Source organism: Acinetobacter brisouisimilis (assembly GCF_000368265.1).
GTDB lineage: Bacteria > Pseudomonadota > Gammaproteobacteria > Pseudomonadales > Moraxellaceae > Acinetobacter.
In genome coordinates this window covers 1,792,995-1,810,847 of the sequence record NZ_KB851219.1, presented here as the reverse complement: position 1 = coordinate 1,810,847, position 17,853 = coordinate 1,792,995, and the positions used below count along the sequence as shown (strand labels likewise).

The following is a 17,853-nucleotide window of genomic DNA, read 5'->3' as shown; positions in this document are numbered from 1 at the left end:
ATAGCCTTCAACTAAATGAAATTATGAGTTATTTTTTTAAATGTACTATACTTTATCCTTAGATTTTATGTTTCCGGATAAAGTTTTTTGATATAAGTTTATACCTTAATTGTAAATTGTATTAATATTTCATTTAGTTAGGGTTTTATTAGGTTAAAATCCATTAAATTTTAGAGTCTTATGTTTTTTTAGGGGGTGTAAATTGGATAATGAAAAATCAATAATGCTAAGTGATTTATATTCTATCATTATCGAAATCGAGAGTAACCTTGCTAGGGTTTGTTATAAATTTACCCCTATTGATGAATTTGAAAAAATAGATGTAATCGATAAAATGCAACTTATTTACTGGAGTGAAATCATACAAAGGCTTCATTTAAGTGGAGTAACGACTATTTTAAGATTAAAAAAATGGTATGAAGCAATTGATTGTGCATACAAAAGTAAAAATTATTATGGTTTTTGTGCTTCATTGAGGGGATTGCTTGAGGCTTGTGCTGACTCTTTTTATTCTATTGGAAAAGTACTCATTCCTATATCTGAGAACTTCTCCCATATCAAACTTGCTTTAGAAGGGAATGTAGAAAAGGTATTAATTTCGCATGAACTTGAAAATGAGCTAATTCACTATATTTATGGAAGAAAGCTTTCTGAGAATGAAAGAGGTGAATTTCAAGATAGTCATAAGGCTAAGCAAGTAAGAGAATACTTGAATTCACTTCAAAGTGAATCATTGAATAACTTATACTCAGAGCTATGTCAAGTTTCTCACCCCTCATTAATGTCTTTCGCACCTTTTTTGATAAGCACATCAGATGAAGAATTATGTTTACATAATCTATGTTTGGATGAAGAACTTAATAATAAAATTTTAGATGAATATAGAGCAACTATTTATGATACTACTTTGTTTGCTTTAGGACCCTCATTGTGTAGCTTGAAGTTGGTTAATTTATTGGCAGGTTCATTTTTAGAAGCACTTAAGACAAATGATAAAGCTCTTGAAACTATTCATGAATATAGTTTATGGATAGAGTTAGAGAAAATAATTAATCGCTAATATGGTATGGCTACCATAAAAATTTTCTTCTGTTTTAGAAGATAGGATCAGGATTTCTGGAGAATAAGTAATTTTACTAATGTCTGAATAGCCACCGATTTTGTAGACATCTTTTAGTTAGATATTGAACTGCCACCACTCTCCTAGACAAATTTAGTCTATTCTTTTTGCATAGGAGAGAACCTTATGAGTGGACGACGATATACCCCAGAATTTAAAGATGAAGCAGTAAGACAAGTTACTGATAAAGGTCATAGTGTTGCTGATGTTTAAGAACCACCACTCATAGTCTGTATGCCTAGATTAAACGTTATGTCCACAGCAGCCTAAAAATACAGAATCTGGTGATCCACTTGCAAAATTAGCAAAACTAAAAAAGAACTTCATAGGTGGTCACTGAAGAAAGAGACATATTAAAAAGCCGCAGTGTACTTCGCAAGCCAGTCCAAGTGAGGTATGCCTTTATTCAGGACAACCAGCACGTATGGTTGATCCACCGTTTGTGTTGTTCAACTCTAAATATTCATCACAGCTGCTATTACGCATGGTTAAAGCAACCCACCAGTAAAACTGTGAGAAAATGGCAACAGTTTTCAGGATTGATTACACTAAACAGTTCTGGCCGGAATCTGGTGGAATTTATGGCTATCGCAAGATTCATTGTGATTTGAAAGATGCTGGTGAAAGTTGCGGGATTAATTGAGTACATTGGCTGATGAAAGCAGATAGACTTAAATCACAGTGTGGTTATCGTAAGTGGTGCATATATTTGAGAGCAGACTCTCAACTTTCCAGCTTAGTAGTCTGAATAAAATATAAAGTTATTAAATTTTTGATAAATATTTACACCTTTTTTACGCCATAAATTATATTTTATTTTTTAATAAATTGATTTTAATAAATATTTAGAGCATTGTTGTCCAATCCATCATCGGGGCGACACTGATGCGGGGGGGTGCTTAATTTCAGTGCTTTGCGAGATATTCATTTAAAATCAACCTGTTGAATCAATACGACATTAAGAATATGAAGAACCACTATTTTAGCCTATTTTATGTTTGAAAAATGAGAGTGACCTATCACACCAAGCTGTTTTCCAAATGAACCCACGCTTACCTTCTAAAAATGATCAATTACAATGGTTGATAAAAACCGAATTTGAAATGCAAGAAGATGAAAGATGAAGTTGCAAACCACAAGCTAAAATCGTGAAAACCTGAAAAAGGAATAGGAAAATACCGTTACTCAATCTTTAGAAAATGGCTTTATGTATAAAACAACACTCTGCTGATTTAAGCGTATTCAGGGCTTTTCAATTGCGCGGCATAGTATCACAAAAATTAAATGACTCATATTTTGGAGCATACTGCATTGAGTAAAATGGAATTTACGCATCTTCTTATTTTTCGAGTGAATTGCACGCCTGTATCAAGGCGATACAAAGTAGCTCGAATTCAGCGTTTCAAAGTTACTAGAAGCTGAGTCGGAGTCTACTTAGACTAAAACAATGACCACAAGTGATGATCATTGTTTTTAGTGAATTTTAGCCTGATTAAAAATCATTTTTTGTCTAGTGACTGAGAGGGAGGATCCTCTTTTGCTGTCGGGTTGGTTGAATCACAAGGTTTATTTGCTTGCTGTTTGGCTTTATCTAACAAATCGGTTAATAGCCGTTCTGCAGGTTGGCGACCACCCAGACCGAAAGCTAAAGCAAAGGCAACAGCCACCGAACCCAAGGTTAAACCAAAGGCCAGATTTACAATCGAATCGGCAATACCCATCGCGCGTAAACCCATGGCGATGACTAAGCCTAAAATGAGGATGCGGACTAAGCTGCCTAGCCAGCGGGAACAGTTATGTTCTCCACGTTGCAGTGCATTGGCAACGATATTCGCTAGCCAGAAACCAATCACCAGAATCACCGCACCCAATAGAATATTGCTACCAAAATGAATAAACATTGAGATCAAACCGCTGACTTGCTCCAAGCCTAAACGGTGCGCTGCTTCAGAGATTGCAAACAACATGGTGAAGAATATAATCAGTGTACCCACCGCGCCTGAAATTTTAGTCGTGCCTAAAAAACGTTGCATATCCAGTTTGGCAGGAATCTCATCTACACCCGTTCCAGCGACCAGTTCACTCACTAACTGTGCAACAAAACGTGACACCACATAGGCAATCACCAGAATCAAGCCTGCAGCAATGATTTGTGGAATGGCGTTCATGATTTCAGACAGCATCGCTGTTGCTGGTCGTGAAATGGCTTGAATACCTAAAGCCTCAAAAGCAATAATCAGTGCGGTAATAATAATCAGGGTGAAGACAAAAGAACCGAGTAAATGGGGCAGATTGCCTGTTTTGAATAGACCAATTTTTTGCGCCTGTGTTTGAATATCCAAACTGCGTAGCAAGCCTTCAACCATGCCACGTACAACATTTCCCAGAATGTAGCCAACAAAGACAATCACACCTGCAATAAAGATATTTGGCAGGAACAAGACGACTTCATTCACCATATTTTGTACTGGCATGAGTAAACCAGTTAGACCAAGAATCGACAAGACGATTGGAAGAAACAGTAACAACACCAGCCAGTAAACAATATCTGCAATATTTTGGCTGATTGGGCGAACACCGACTTCCTCACTGAGCTTTTCATCAAGTTGGGTATGGCTCAAAATACGCTGTAAGCCCATCCGAATCAGTTGAGCTAAAATCCATGCAATAAAACCGACTGCAATTGCTGCAAGTAGGCTTGGAATAAAATCCAATACTTGGCTCAACATATGACTAAATGGCCCACTGACACTGTTCAGATTGAGCACATTCAATGCAGCAATAACTGCAATGATCATAATGAACCAGAACACGATCTTGGAAATAATCTGTTCAATATCAGGAAAACTGGCTGTATTTTGCGTCGTTGCGGAAGAAAGTCGATGATTGGTATTGAGCTGATGCAGAAGTTTTTTTACCCCAGCAGCGATCAGTAAAGCGATCACCCAACCGAGAAGTAAAATGACCACAACCGCCAAGATGGGTTGGAACTGATTCCAGTAATATATGGCGTCAGGATGCGATCCCTGAGGGCCTCCAGTGAAAAGATTATTCATGTTATTTAATCCTCTTATGTCGTCATTTATTGCTTATTTCCTATTTGTAGAGATATTGATTTTGCTTTTTGTCAGAATTGAGCACTAACTCACTTTTACCTTAGAATTTGTTGTTTTTTTAAGCAATGTTATTGGTTGAAAATGCAACAAAAGCGCTGTAAACGGATACAAAGGCGAAGCATGCAGATGCTCATCGCTATGTTGCAGGAATCCAAGCCTCAGCGATTTCAAAAAGCATCGGTGGAAATAGCCCAAGAATTCAAGATGGGCTGTTTATGATGAATAAACACATCTAATCAATCTGGTTTGGAATTTTCCTAGCTAAAAATAAGATGGCTTTGGAATATTGATCCATCGTTTAAGTTGCGGTGTGTTGCGTGTAAATAATCGAAAATATAACTTAGGTCTATATAGAAATTTTGGCATTGTTTATGCTTAAATACGCGCATTACAGGAGAGAAGTCACCCATAGGCTCGCCGAAGGAGCAACGACCCCGGAAACTCTCAGGCAAAAGGACTGTAATCTATCTCAAAAATCTGGAGAGAAATCACTCGCATAGTGTGATTCACCGAAGGAGGAAAATTTGTAGCACTGTCTTTTTTGCTACAAGTTGAAGCTCTCAGGTACATATACAGATGGGGCATATTTACTCACTTATGGAATTGGGTGGTCATATGTCGCATCTCGCAACTGACATGTTCAGCGTTCTTAGTTGTTACAACTTCCGTACTTTCCCATTAGGTTTTCAATTACTGCCTTGAATATCAAGGTGGCCTGGTTGCATGCTGTCTTTTATTTTTAGCTATGCCCAGACTGTAAAGCATTGTGCTTTTGTGTATTTGAAAAATGAGTAAATTTTCTGCAATTAATTGCCTTTTAGGGTGAAGGACTGAGGAATTTGTCATGGCGTCAACAATTCGTTTTACCACTGAGCATGAATGGTTACGTTTAGAAGAAGACGGTAGCATTACCGTAGGTATTACTGAGCATGCACAAGATGCTTTGGGTGATGTGGTTTATATTGAACTGCCTGAACTTCAAGCGTACAGCAAAGGTGAAGAAGTTGCTGTGATTGAGTCAGTGAAAGCTGCGAGTAACATTGATATGCCATTATCTGGCGAAGTGTTAGAAATCAATGAAGCATTGGTTAATGCACCAGAAACTGTCAATGAAGATGCCATGGGCGCAGGCTGGTTTTTCCGTATGAAAGCCGACGACAGCGCAGCATTTGCTGAGTTGTTAGATGCAGATGCTTATGACGCGTTTATTCATTCTTAAGGGGTTGGCATGAGCATTAATTTTAACAATACCAACAGTTTCGTTAGCCGCCATATTGGGCCAACGGCAACTGAACAGCAGCACATGCTGAATGCACTGGGTTATAGCGACCTTGAAGCATTGATTGCAGCAGTAATTCCAGATTCAATTAAAAACACGAGCGTGCTTGAAAGCACTGATGGTGTGAGTGAAGAACAGGCTTTGGCAGAACTTAAAGCCATCGCTCAGAAAAACCAGATTTTCCGTAGCCATATTGGTCAGGGTTATTACCCGACTCATACGCCTGCGCCAATTTTGCGTAACTTGCTGGAAAATCCAGCATGGTATACGGCATATACACCGTACCAGCCTGAAATTTCTCAAGGTCGTCTTGAAGCGTTGTTAAACTTCCAGACCATGATCGCGGATTTGACAGGTTTGTCGATTTCAAATGCATCTTTGTTAGATGAAGCAACCGCTTGCGCAGAAGCCATGACTTTCTGTAAGCGTGTGTCTAAAAACAAAAAAGCCAACAAATTCTTTGTATCATTGCACTGCCATCCACAAACTCTAGATGTTTTACGTACCCGTGCTGAGCCACTCGGTATCGAAGTTGTGGTGGGTGATGAGCAACAAGTTGCTGACTTTGCAGAGTTCTTCGGTGTGTTATTACAATACCCTGCAAGCACAGGCGAAGTGTATGACTACGCAGCTTTGGTTGAGCAAGTACACAGTGTAAATGCTTTGGTTGCTGTGTCTGCTGACTTGTTGGCACTGACTGTATTGAAAGCGCCAGGTGAGTGGGGTGCTGATGTTGCAATTGGTACAGCGCAGCGTTTTGGTGTACCAATGGGTTTTGGTGGTCCACACGCAGCTTACTTTGCAACTAAAGATGCCTACAAACGTGATATGCCAGGTCGTGTTGTAGGGATGTCAATTGACCGTTTGGGCAAGCCTGCACTACGTTTGGCATTACAAACGCGTGAACAGCATATCCGCCGTGAAAAAGCGACCAGTAACATCTGTACTGCTCAAGTGTTGCTTGCTAACATTGCCAGCATGTACGCAGTTTATCATGGGCCACAAGGCTTAAAAGAGATTGCTGAACGTACACACGCTTTAACTGCAATCTTGGCACAAGGTTTGAAACAGTTGGGTGTCAATGTTAGCAATAGCGCATTCTTTGATACCTTGACCTTGACTCAGGTTGATGCAGCAGCCGTGCTTGCAGCTGCACGTGCACAAGAAATCAACTTGCGTGAAATTGATGCAACTCAAGTGGGTATTTCACTTGATGAAACTACAACACCTGAACACATTGCTGCACTTTGGGCATTGTTTGCACAAGGTCAAACTGCACCTGAATTTGAAGCTGTTGCGGCAGCTTACACCTCTGCATTGCCAACTGCATTACTTCGTGAAAGCGCGATTTTACAACACGCAATTTTCAATACGCATCATAGCGAAACTGAGTTAATGCGTTATTTGCGTCGTTTGGCAGATAAAGACTTGGCACTTGACCGCAGCATGATTCCACTCGGTTCTTGTACCATGAAGTTGAATGCGGCCAGCGAAATGCTGCCAATTACATGGCCAGAATTTGGCAATCTGCATCCATTTGCACCACTTGAACAGGCGCAAGGCTATGTAGAAATGGTCAATCAGCTTGAGCAAATGCTATGTGCGGCAACAGGTTATGATGCGATTTCGCTTCAGCCGAATGCGGGTTCACAAGGTGAATATTCAGGCTTGCTTGCAATCCGTGGTTATCATGCGAGTCGTGGTGAAGGTCAGCGTAACATCTGCTTGATTCCACAGTCTGCGCACGGTACTAACCCTGCAACTGCGAGCATGGCGGGCATGAAAGTTGTAGTTGTTGCATGTGATGACAACGGTAACGTTGATGTTGAAGACTTGCGTAGCAAAGCTGAACAACACAGCCAAGACCTTGCAGCCTTAATGATCACATACCCATCAACACACGGTGTGTTTGAACATGCGGTACGTGAAATCTGTGACATCGTACATGCCAATGGTGGTCAGGTATATATCGATGGCGCAAACATGAACGCAATGGTGGGCTTATGTGCACCAGGTCAGTTCGGTGGTGATGTATCACACTTGAACTTGCACAAAACTTTCTGTATCCCACATGGCGGTGGTGGACCAGGTGTTGGCCCGATCGGTGTCAAAGAGCACTTGAAGCCGTTTATGCCAGGTCATAGCTATCATTTAAGCCGTAAAACCAATGCAGTGAGTGCTGCACCGTTTGGTAGTGCCAGCATTTTACCAATCACATGGATGTATATCCGTATGATGGGTGGTCAAGGGTTGCGTCAAGCATCGGCAATGGCAATTTTAAATGCTAACTACGTGGCAAAACGCCTAAACGCAGCTTACCCTGTATTGTACACAGGTAGTCATGATCTGGTTGCGCACGAATGTATCTTGGACTTACGTGGTCTGAAAGAAACCAGTGGTATCACAGTAGATGACGTTGCAAAACGTCTGATCGACTTTGGTTTCCATGCACCAACTATGTCATTCCCAGTTGCGGGTACGCTCATGGTTGAGCCGACTGAAAGTGAAAGCTTGTACGAGCTTGAGCGCTTCATCAATGCCATGAACAAAATTGCCGAAGAAATTCAGCAAGTGACTACAGGTGAGTTGGACGCAGAAGATAACCCGTTAAAAAATGCGCCACATACGGCACAAGAATTGACTGGCGAATGGGCACATCCATATTCACGTGAACAGGCAGTTTATCCACTACCTGAATTGGTGGAAAGCAAATACTGGTCACCTGTTGGACGTGTCGATAACGTGTATGGCGACCGTAACTTAATCTGTGCTTGCCCAAGCATCAGCAATTATGAGGACTTAGCATGTCTGAATTAAAAAATACGCCATTGGCGGCGCTGCATATTGAGCATGGTGCAAAAATGGTGCCGTTTGCAGGTTACAACATGCCTGTACAATATACAGCCGGTGTGCTTAAAGAACATTTACATACCCGTGAACATGCAGGTCTGTTTGATGTATCTCACATGGGACAAGTGTTTCTACGTGGTGAAAATGCAGCGCGTGCGCTAGAAAGCCTTGTGCCTGTGGATATTGTGGACTTGCCTGAAGGTATGCAGCGTTATGCGTTGTTTACCAATCCACAAGGTGGCATTTTAGATGACTTGATGGTGGCACGCCTGTCTCAAGACGAGTTGTATTTGGTGGTCAATGCTGCGTGTAAAGAGCAAGACTTGGCACATATGCGCGCGCACTTGTCGGGTCAATGTGAAATTGTCGAGCAATTTGCCGAGCGTGCTTTACTTGCATTGCAAGGTCCAGAAGCTGCAACTGTTTTAGCTCGTTTAAACCCTGAAGTTGCAGAAATGCGCTTTATGCAAATCAAGCGTGTACAGCTTAACGGTGTTGAGTGCATCGTAAGCCGTACAGGTTATACAGGCGAAGATGGCTACGAAATTTCAGTCGCGAGCGGTGATGTAGAAGCCTTGGCAAAAGCCTTGATTGCAGAGCCTGAAGTCGCATTGATCGGTTTGGGTGCACGCGACTCACTACGTTTGGAAGCAGGTTTGTGCTTGTATGGTCATGATATGGATCAAACTAAAACTCCTGTTGAAGCAAACCTACTGTGGGCGATCTCTAAAGTTCGCCGCGCGGGTGGTGAGCGTGAGGGTGGTTATGCAGGTGCTGCAACTATTCAAGCGCAAATGCAGCAAGGTGTTGCTCAAAAACGTGTTGGTTTCCAAATTTTAGATCGTATGCCCGTACGTGAAGGTGCGGAAATTGTCGATCAGGACGGACAAGTGCTTGGACAAGTGACCAGTGGTGGTTTTGCTCCAAGTTTGGCAAGCCCGATTGCGATGGGTTATGTTGACATTGCTCATGCCAAAGAAGGTACAGAGCTGTTTGCTAAAGTGCGTAATAAACTTGTAGCAATGAAAGTGGTGAAAATGCCATTTGTTGCACAGCGCTATTACCGTGGTTAATTAAGTGTTAAGAAAAAAGCCTGATACTTGTATCGGGCTTTTTTTTGGGCAGTTATTTGAAAAAAATGAATCTTTTGCCGCAAAATTGCTGAAAAGTAAGCCTGATTGATAAATGCTGCGACCAGTCATAGTGAAGAATTGATGTGAAAAACGGATTGGCGTATGCTTAAATAAAATACTTAGCCAAGGTTAAAGCGATGTATTTATTAGAAGAAATTTTTAAAAAACATAAGCATCTCTATTCAGCGAATTTTAATTTGAGAATGCAACGGGGATTAAGTTGGTTAAGAAAAGCCAAAGAGCTTGATGATGATGCAGATTTGCGTTTTGTCAGTTTGTGGATTGCTTTTAATGCGATTTATGTAGAAAACCTGCAAGATGTTTTTGATGAAGATCAACAGCACCTCAGACAGTTTCTGCTCAGATTGCACCAGTTAGATCAAGAACAGCGTATTGAGCATTGTGTTTGGGAGCGTTGTAGTCAGGCGATTGCGGATTGGTCAAATAATCCGTATGTTTATCAAAAACTCTGGGATTTTCAAAACCAGAATATTGATGAGCAAAGCTGGAAAGTGCATTTTCATGCAGATCAGCAGCGAGTCCAGCATGCCGTTGCACATAGAGATACAGTGGAATTGCTGCTGATTATCTTTGATCGGTTATTTACTTTGCATAACCAAATCATGCATGGCGGCTCAACCTGCAATAGTGTGCTTATGCGTAAACATCTAGATACCGCCAGCCAAATTTTAATGACCTTGCTCAGTCGGTTTATGTTGGTCTTACTGGAACATGGGCAGGCGCTAGATTGGAAAAAACCATTTTACCCCGTGATTCAGGTCTGTTGAGAAGCTTGAGTACGTTTGCCATAACAGACAAAATCAATCAGGGCAAAGCTGCTACAAAATACAGCGAGCCCTAAACCCACCCAACAGGTATAGACCCAACCGCCGTGATTCCATGCATAAGTACCCAGTGCTGAACCTGTGGCTGCACCTGAAAAATACAGCGTCATATAAATCGAGTTCAGGCGAGATTTGGCCGTAGGGCGGATGCGGAAAATAATGTTTTGGTTGCATGAATGTACAAAAGCAAGTCCTAAGTTCGTCGTTGCAAATCCCAGAATATAGAGCCAAATACTGTGGCTTGAATAATAAAACATGAGCCAGCTACAGAGCAGTAAGATACAGCCCAAACCCGTAAACAGATTGCCATAACCCCGATCAGCATACTTCCCGACATAACGCGCTGAAAGTGCCCCAAACACACCGACCAAACTGACCATGCCAATCAGTGAATCTGCCAGATGAAATGGAGCGGCAGATAAATACATAGCAATGGTGGAATAAATCACACTCATGGAGGCGAACGCACCTGCGCCAATGTAGGCACGAAAGTTCAGGCGGCGTTCTTCGATCATCAGCACAGCCATAGACTTAAAAATTTCCAGATAAGACATTTGCTGGCGCATGACATAAGGCAATTCGCGTTGTAACTGATACGCTAAAATAAAAATTAAAATCGCACTTAAAATATAAATCAGTTTCCAGTGCACCAAATTCGAGAGTAGCCCAGACAAACTGGTGGACAGTAAAATTCCTACCAGTAACCCACTCATTAAGAAACCAACCACTTCACCGATTTTTTCAGGTTTGACAGCCATCGTTGCAAAGGGAATGAGCACCTGTGCGGCAACTGAAAACAGTCCTGTCATCATTGTGCCAAGCCAAAGCATGGGAAGGTTGACCGCACAGGCACACAAACATAAGCCGATACCTGCCAGACACATCAGCCCAGGAATGAATTTGCATTTATTGGCAATATCCCCCAGTGGAACGATCAAGAGCAAACCTAAAGCATAAGAGAGTTGTGCCAGTGTCACAGTCAACTGGGCTTGTGCAGCACTAACTTGAAATGATTGCTGAATGGAATGAATTAAAGGTTGGCTAAAGTAGTTGGCACCCGCAGTTAAGCCGCAAGCCAGTGCCATCAGCCAGAGCAATTTCTTGTTTTGACTAATATCGAGAGTGTCATGCATAAACGACCTCGGGGAATTAAACAGTATACGCAGTTGCTTCAACTTCAAACAACATGGCGGTTAAAGCGAGTCCTGAAACAGGAATTAAAGTACACGCAGGAAAAGCCTGATTACGCCATAGTTGCTGCATAATCTCAATCAAAACAGTATGTTTTTCAGCCGAGTGTTCCACAATCAAGACGCGCAGCACCGCAATATCTTGCAGGGTGGCATCAACAGCATGTAAGGCAGATTCAAGATTGTGAAAAGCCTGCCAGACCTGCTCAGAAAAAACGGGAGATAACTCTCCGTGGATGGTCTCTCCACCTTGCCCAGCAATATGTAAAATTCGTTGGAAATTCTGAACTTCAACCACATGACTGTAAGCAAAGGGTTGTGGGTTGTAGAGGATTTCTGGATTTAAAATGTTTAAACAGGGTGTTTGAGGTGCTGATGTTATTTGCATATGCATGATCCTGTGTAAGATTGAGTCATGCTAGTATCAAAGCTCAAGTTAACTTGAGGTCAAGAACAAATGTCAGAAAATTCGATGCAGGTATTTATTGGTATTGGTGAACTGGCAAAGCGTAGCGGGGTTAGTGTCGCAAGCCTACGTTTTTATGAAGAAAAACAACTGATCTGGAGCACCCGAACCAATGGTAATCAGCGCCGTTATTTACGCGGCATGCTACGTCGGGTCGCGATTATCAAGGTTGCACAGTCAGTCGGTATTTCTTTAGATGAAATCAAACAGGCTTTTGCAGTCCTGCCAGATCATCAGGTTGCCTCCAAGCAGGATTGGCAGCGCATGTCGAGCCTGTGGAAGACTCAACTCGATGAAAAAATTCAAACCTTGTTACAGTTAAGGCAGCAATTGGACTGGTGTATCGGCTGTGGTTGTTTGTCTTTAGATCAATGTCCGCTACGTAACCCCAATGACTGTTTGGCAGAACAGTCTGCTGGTGCACATTTTCAGCAGATTTTTGCACTACTGGACGCTAGTGTTTCAAGCGATGCTTGCTCAGACTAATCAGCATAATTCCAATAATATTCAGCGCACAACCAAGCCATTGCCATGCATTGAGATGCTCATTTAAGAATAATACTGCGAGCAAGATAGTCAAAATTGGGCCAATCGCGGCAATCATGGCGGACTGTGATGCACCAATACGGGCAATACTTTGCATTAATAGCATCGTAGGAAGTACCGTAACGAATAAACCTAACCCAATTCCATAAGCCCAAACCCCTACAGGAAGCTGTGCCAAGAGATGCAAAGGTTGTGGTATTGCCAGTACAAAATGAACCAATGTGCCAATACAGGCAATACTCAGAGCCAGTCCTGTGAAATTTGAAGCGCCAAATTTTTCAATTAAACGAGGGGTGAGTAGTAGATAGCAGGCGAATGCAACGGCACTGGCAAATACTAAACTTGCCCCTAACCAAAAATTGCTCTGCATTGGTGCATGATTTTGCTCTTGGAGCATCACAATGACCGTGCCTCCATAACTTAGCAAAATGGCAATATACGCTTTTAGTCGTAAAGGTTGTTTGTAAATTAGGCTCGATGCCAGCACTGTGAGTGTTGGATACAAAAACAAGATAATCCGCTCTAAAGAGGCGCTAATGTACATGAGACCGATAAAGTCCAGCCAACTTGCAAAGTAATACCCTAGCAAGCCTGCAATGACTAAAAGTCCCCAGTCTTTGGGCTGAAGAGCCTGTCTTTGCTTGCGAAAATACCATGCCATAAGTAGAAAAAAAGGCAAAGCACTACTCATGCGAAGCGCCATCAAGACGGTAGCATCAACCTGAGATGACAAGGCATAGGCTTGTTTAATAAAAATGGCTTTTGAGCTAAATAAAAATGCAGCACATAGCGCAAAAACTGAACCGATTTGGTTGCGTGAGAATGAAATAGGCATGGAATAAGATGAAAAACTAACCTTCATTGAAATGAAGCAAAACTTTCCTATTTTATACTCTTGGGTCACGATTAATAAGCATTAAATGGAAATATCATCATTTATTAAATAAATAATGGGTGGTATTTTCGAAAAGTTTGATTAGAATCCAAACAACATGCAGAAAAAATGGGAGAAACATTGCAGTTTGCGATGTTTTTAACACACAAACTAGCCTGAGGAACATGCTCAATGCAAATCGGAATTCCTATGGAGACAGTTGCTGGAGAAAGTCGAGTCGCAGCGACTCCAGAAACTGTAAAGAAGTTGGTTGGCGCTGGTCATAGCGTTGTCATTCAAAAAGGGGCAGGGCGCAAAGCGGCCTATCTTGATGATGCTTATACGCAGGTCGGCGCGACAATCGCTGAAGATGCCTATCAAGGCAGTCAGATTATTTTGAAAGTTCGTGCACCCCAAGGGGATGAAATTCAGAAAATTTCAGCAAACACAACGGTCATTGCGATGTTCGATCCGTATCGCAATACTGAACTTGAACAGTTTGCAACCCAACAGATTTCAGCATTTGCATTGGAGTTATTGCCTCGAACGTTATCTCGTGCACAAAACATGGATGTTCTCTCTTCTCAGGCGAACTTGTCAGGCTATAAATCGGTACTGCTTGCTGCAAATGAATATCAGCGTATGTTCCCGATGCTGATGACGGCTGCAGGTACAGTGAAGCCTGCACGCGTGGTGGTGATGGGAGTCGGTGTTGCAGGTTTGCAAGCCATTGCAACTGCCAAGCGTTTGGGTGCTGTGGTTGAAGCTACTGATTTGCGTCCAACGGCTAAAGATCAGGTTGAGTCTTTGGGTGGTAAGTGGCTCGATGTGCCAATGTCCGAAGAAGAACAACAGCGCGCTGCCGATGCGGCGAAGAATGGTTATGGTTGGATGCCAGGTGAACAGTACATCAAGGATCAGGCTGCAATTGTCGATAAAGCAGTGGCGAACGCAGATATCGTGATCACCACAGCATTGTTGCCAGGACGTAATGCACCACGTCTGATCAAGGCAGAAACCATTGCCAAAATGAAAGCAGGGTCTGTGATTTTGGACATGGCAGTAGAAACTGGCGGTAACGTTGAAGGCTCGAAAGTCGGTGAAACCGTGACCACTGAAAATGACGTGAAAATTCTGGGTGTTCCAAATATCCCAGCTACGGTGGCAACAGAGGCTTCGGCTCTATATGCCCGCAACGTTTTTAATTTCCTTGAAACACTTTTTGATAAAGACAAGAACTTCTTGATCAATCAGGAAGATGAAATTCAAAAAGCCTTATTGGTTACTCATGGCGGCACACTGCTGTTCAAGCGCGGTTAAGGGGAATTCTCATGGTTGAAACCATTACGATTTTTGTGTTGGCGATTTTTGTCGGTTACTACGTGGTTTGGGGTGTAACGCCTGCATTGCATACGCCGTTGATGGCGGTGACCAATGCCTTGTCATCGATCATTGTGGTTGGTGCGATGCTACAAACAGTGGGCATGCCTGCGCTTGGCATTGATGCCAATGTGCAATTCCAAAGCATCAATGTGGTCAGTGTGTTGGGTGCGATTGCGGTGTTTCTTGCCAGTATTAATATTTTTGGTGGCTTTGCAGTTACTGCGCGCATGCTGGAAATGTTTAAACCAAAGCAAAAAAATAAAGAGGGTGGCTAAATGGAATTTATTCGAGCGAATGCGGATTGGTTCTACCTGATTGGTGCTGTCCTGTTTATTTTAACGCTACGTGGTTTGTCTAGTCCGAAAACTGCAATTACGGGTAACCGTTACGGCATGATCGCCATGGCGATTGCAGTCTTGAGTACCTTCTTTATTGCCGACCATCCTGTGGTCTGGATAATTGGCGGTGCAATGGTGCTTGGTGCGGTAGTCGGGATTGCCCGTGCACGTACCGTTCCCATGACACAAATGCCAGAAACCGTGGCGTTAATGCACTCTTTGGTGGGTTTATCTGCGGTGCTGATCGCAGTTGCGGCAATCTTGCACAACAACCAAGTCTCTGCATTGTTTGCACAAAATGAAGCGGCATTAACCGCAGCAGGCGTAAAGCATGCACACATGAGCAAGGTTCACTTGTTTGAATTGTTTGTGGGCTGTTTTGTTGGTGCGATTACCTTTACGGCATCCGTATTTGCTTACGGTAAGCTGGCTGCGAAAAAATGGGCAAAGACCATTGCAGGTGCATGGGTGAAACCTGTACAGGCGACCTTATTTGCTGCCATGTTGGTGTGTGGTTTCTACTTCTTTAGTACAGGAAACATGCCTGCATTCTGGGCAATGACCGCACTTGCGCTGGCATTCGGTTGGGTCTGGATTGCACCTGTCGGTGGTGGTGACATGCCAGTGGTGGTCTCACTTCTTAACTCATTCTCAGGTTGGGCGGCGGCAGGGATTGGTTTTACCCTTGAAAACAACATGCTGATCGTGGCAGGTTCACTGGTCGGTTCTTCAGGTGCGATTCTGTCTTACATCATGTGTAAAGCTATGAACCGTAACATCCTCAATGTCTTGTTTGGAGGGGCAATGGGTGGTGCGGCAGTTGCAAGTGCAAAAGCAACAGGTGAACAGGCACAGCGTAACTACCGTTCAGGTTCAGCAGATGATGCAGGCTTCCTGATGTCAAATGCCGACAGCGTGGTGATTGTACCGGGTTATGGTATGGCGCAAGGGCGTGCACAAAATGCAGTAAAAGAACTGGCGAACTTGTTGAAAGAAGAAGGGGTTAAAGTCCGCTTCGCGATTCACCCTGTGGCAGGTCGTATGCCAGGTCACATGAACGTATTGTTGGCAGAAGCAGATGTTGCGTATGAAGACATCTTGGAAATGGACGAGATTAACTCTGACTTTCCTGCAACAGATGTAGTGTTGGTTATTGGTGCGAATGACGTTGTGAACCCGGCAGCAAAAGATGATCCAGGTTCACCAATCTACGGCATGCCAATTCTGGAAGCGCATAAAGCACGTACCATTATGGTAATCAAGCGCTCTATGGCAACAGGTTATGCAGGTCTGGACAATGACTTGTTCTATAACGAAAAAACCATGATGGTGTTTGGTGATGCCAAAAAAGTGGTGGAAGATATGGCTAAAGCCATTAATGGTACAGGTCACTAATTGAATCTGATGTTATAAAAACCACCTTCGGGTGGTTTTTTATGCAGTAGAGTCTGAAACATATGAACTGATTAGACTTTTTTTATTAGTCTATGGGTTCTTCCTGTCAGAGAAATATAAAGAGGATATAAGCATGGCGAAAAGCGTTTATTGATGTGATGAGTCACGATTCAAATCATAAAATTTTGTGGCTATTGATATTATTTAAAATCTGGTTTTGATATGTAAATTCTAGGTTTGATTCCACACATTGATTTGCATTTGTTTTAACATCAACATCTATATAGCATTTCCTCGCAAATTCATAACGGAATGAAGAGTCAATGGAACTTAGACAACTGCAATCATTCGTTACGATTGTTGAACAGGGTAGTATCGGCAAAGCTGCGCAAAAACTCGATGTTGGTACTTCAGCTTTAAGTCAGCAAATTTCAAAATTAGAGTCTGAATTATCGACACGTTTGTTACAGCGTTCGGCATTGGGTGTCACCCCGACGCCTGCAGGACTGGCATTTTTAAAACAGGCACAGTTGGTTTTACGCCATGCTAATCAAGCTGTCGAAGCTGCACAGTCTTCTCGTCTGGTTGGTTATGTCAGTGTCGGTTTTCCACCAAGTACAGCATCCATTTTTGCTGTTCCTTTTCTTAAAATAATGGCTGAACGCTATCCCGATATCAAAGTACATCTGGTTGAAAGTTTATCGGGGAATCTGGTGCAATTAATTAACTCCCGACAGCTTGATATCGCCATTATTTTTAGTCAGGATATTGATAAAAACTGGTTTTTACAGCCTTTGGTTTCAGAATCGATGTTTTTAATTGCCAATGATGATTTTTTTAAAATTTATCATTTAGAAGATTATTTAAAATTAGGTAGCATTCCCTTAAAAGCTTTAGCGAAACTACCGTTGGCTTTACCAAGCACCAATCATGGTTTAAGAAAATTGGTTGAACAGCAACAGATCGAGTTGAATGTAACCTATGAGATTGATGGTTTAAGTCTGCTGATGAATACAGTTTCCAATTTATGCGTGGGAACCATTCAACCAGGCAGTGCTTTTATCAATCATCGCCATCAGTATTTAAATTTTTTAAAAGTGGTCGACCCGTCGATAGACCGAACCAATTATTTAATTAGCTTTCCTGAAGATGAATTATCACCTGCAAGTTTGGCAGCTAAATCTGTGATTCGTTCATGTATTCATGATTTGATTGAGCAAGGTGTTTGGCCAAGTGCGAAGGAAGTTTAATTGCTTGGCATATATGTGGACTATTGAGGTTCCATGGATGCTTGTGATGATTCTTAGGTGCGAGGTAT

General features: G+C 42.3%; 14 protein-coding genes, 1 pseudogene and 1 riboswitch. Of the genes and pseudogenes, 11 read left to right on the top strand and 4 right to left on the bottom strand.

The window, feature by feature from the left end; translation table 11 throughout:
• Positions 1 to 202 precede the first annotated feature (202 nt).
• Together F975_RS12250 and F975_RS16195 are read left to right on the top strand one after the other, a co-directional pair.
• A complete protein-coding gene (locus tag F975_RS12250) occupies positions 203 to 1,060 on the top strand; it encodes a hypothetical protein (RefSeq protein ID WP_004753753.1) in 858 nt (285 codons plus the stop codon).
• Positions 1,061 to 1,246: 186 nt separating this feature from the next.
• A pseudogene (locus F975_RS16195) lies at positions 1,247 to 1,760 on the top strand (transposase family protein); the annotation flags it as partial.
• Between the two features lie 859 nt (positions 1,761 to 2,619).
• Here F975_RS16195 and F975_RS12245 read toward each other — a convergent pair.
• Positions 2,620 to 4,176 carry a mechanosensitive ion channel gene (locus F975_RS12245; RefSeq protein ID WP_004753751.1) on the bottom strand — a complete coding sequence of 519 codons (1,557 nt, stop codon included), beginning with the start codon at positions 4,174 to 4,176 and terminating at the stop codon, positions 2,620 to 2,622.
• Between the two features lie 441 nt (positions 4,177 to 4,617).
• Positions 4,618 to 4,706, top strand: a riboswitch (glycine riboswitch).
• Positions 4,707 to 5,080: 374 nt separating this feature from the next.
• Between F975_RS12245 and gcvH the strand changes: the two genes are divergently transcribed.
• From gcvH to F975_RS12225, 4 genes are all read left to right on the top strand, one after another.
• Complete coding sequence (gene gcvH, locus F975_RS12240) at positions 5,081 to 5,455, top strand: glycine cleavage system protein GcvH (protein WP_004753749.1); 375 nt, start codon at positions 5,081 to 5,083, stop codon at positions 5,453 to 5,455.
• Between the two features lie 9 nt (positions 5,456 to 5,464).
• Entirely contained in the window at positions 5,465 to 8,332 is a 2,868-nt protein-coding gene (gcvP, locus tag F975_RS12235; protein WP_004753747.1) for an aminomethyl-transferring glycine dehydrogenase, read from the top strand.
• Entirely contained in the window at positions 8,320 to 9,438 is a 1,119-nt protein-coding gene (gene gcvT / locus F975_RS12230) for a glycine cleavage system aminomethyltransferase GcvT (protein ID WP_004753745.1), read from the top strand. The genes gcvP and gcvT overlap by 13 nt, the downstream gene beginning before the upstream one ends.
• A 197-nt stretch (positions 9,439 to 9,635) precedes the next feature.
• Positions 9,636 to 10,286, top strand: coding sequence for a HEPN domain-containing protein (locus F975_RS12225; protein ID WP_004753743.1), 651 nt, complete (start codon positions 9,636 to 9,638; stop codon positions 10,284 to 10,286).
• On the opposite strand, the gene F975_RS12220 is transcribed toward F975_RS12225, so the two are convergent.
• A complete protein-coding gene (locus F975_RS12220; RefSeq protein ID WP_004753741.1) occupies positions 10,274 to 11,476 on the bottom strand; it encodes an MFS transporter in 1,203 nt (400 codons plus the stop codon). The two genes, F975_RS12225 and F975_RS12220, sit on opposite strands and share 13 nt — an antisense overlap.
• A 16-nt stretch (positions 11,477 to 11,492) precedes the next feature.
• Positions 11,493 to 11,921 (bottom strand): RidA family protein, encoded by a 429-nt coding sequence (locus tag F975_RS12215; protein ID WP_004753739.1) that lies wholly within the window; start codon positions 11,919 to 11,921, stop codon positions 11,493 to 11,495.
• Positions 11,922 to 11,990: 69 nt separating this feature from the next.
• Between F975_RS12215 and soxR the strand changes: the two genes are divergently transcribed.
• Positions 11,991 to 12,485, top strand: a complete 495-nt coding sequence (soxR, locus tag F975_RS12210) for a redox-sensitive transcriptional activator SoxR (RefSeq protein ID WP_004753737.1) — start codon at positions 11,991 to 11,993, stop codon at positions 12,483 to 12,485.
• Here soxR and F975_RS12205 read toward each other — a convergent pair.
• Positions 12,454 to 13,380, bottom strand: a complete 927-nt coding sequence (locus F975_RS12205; protein ID WP_004753735.1) for a DMT family transporter — start codon at positions 13,378 to 13,380, stop codon at positions 12,454 to 12,456. The two genes, soxR and F975_RS12205, sit on opposite strands and share 32 nt — an antisense overlap.
• Before the next feature lie 231 nt (positions 13,381 to 13,611).
• Between F975_RS12205 and F975_RS12200 the strand changes: the two genes are divergently transcribed.
• The 4 genes from F975_RS12200 (at position 13,612) to F975_RS12185 (ending at position 17,785) form a co-directional block, all read left to right on the top strand.
• The gene (locus F975_RS12200) at positions 13,612 to 14,739 is read left to right on the top strand and encodes a Re/Si-specific NAD(P)(+) transhydrogenase subunit alpha (protein WP_004753734.1); all 1,128 of its coding nucleotides are present in this window, start codon (positions 13,612 to 13,614) and stop codon (positions 14,737 to 14,739) included.
• Between the two features lie 11 nt (positions 14,740 to 14,750).
• The gene (locus tag F975_RS12195) at positions 14,751 to 15,077 is read left to right on the top strand and encodes a proton-translocating transhydrogenase family protein (RefSeq protein ID WP_004753732.1); all 327 of its coding nucleotides are present in this window, start codon (positions 14,751 to 14,753) and stop codon (positions 15,075 to 15,077) included.
• Entirely contained in the window at positions 15,078 to 16,535 is a 1,458-nt protein-coding gene (locus F975_RS12190) for an NAD(P)(+) transhydrogenase (Re/Si-specific) subunit beta (RefSeq protein WP_004753729.1), read from the top strand.
• A gap of 323 nt (positions 16,536 to 16,858) precedes the next feature.
• Positions 16,859 to 17,785, top strand: coding sequence for a LysR family transcriptional regulator (locus F975_RS12185; RefSeq protein ID WP_004753727.1), 927 nt, complete (start codon positions 16,859 to 16,861; stop codon positions 17,783 to 17,785).
• Positions 17,786 to 17,853: the final 68 nt, after the last annotated feature.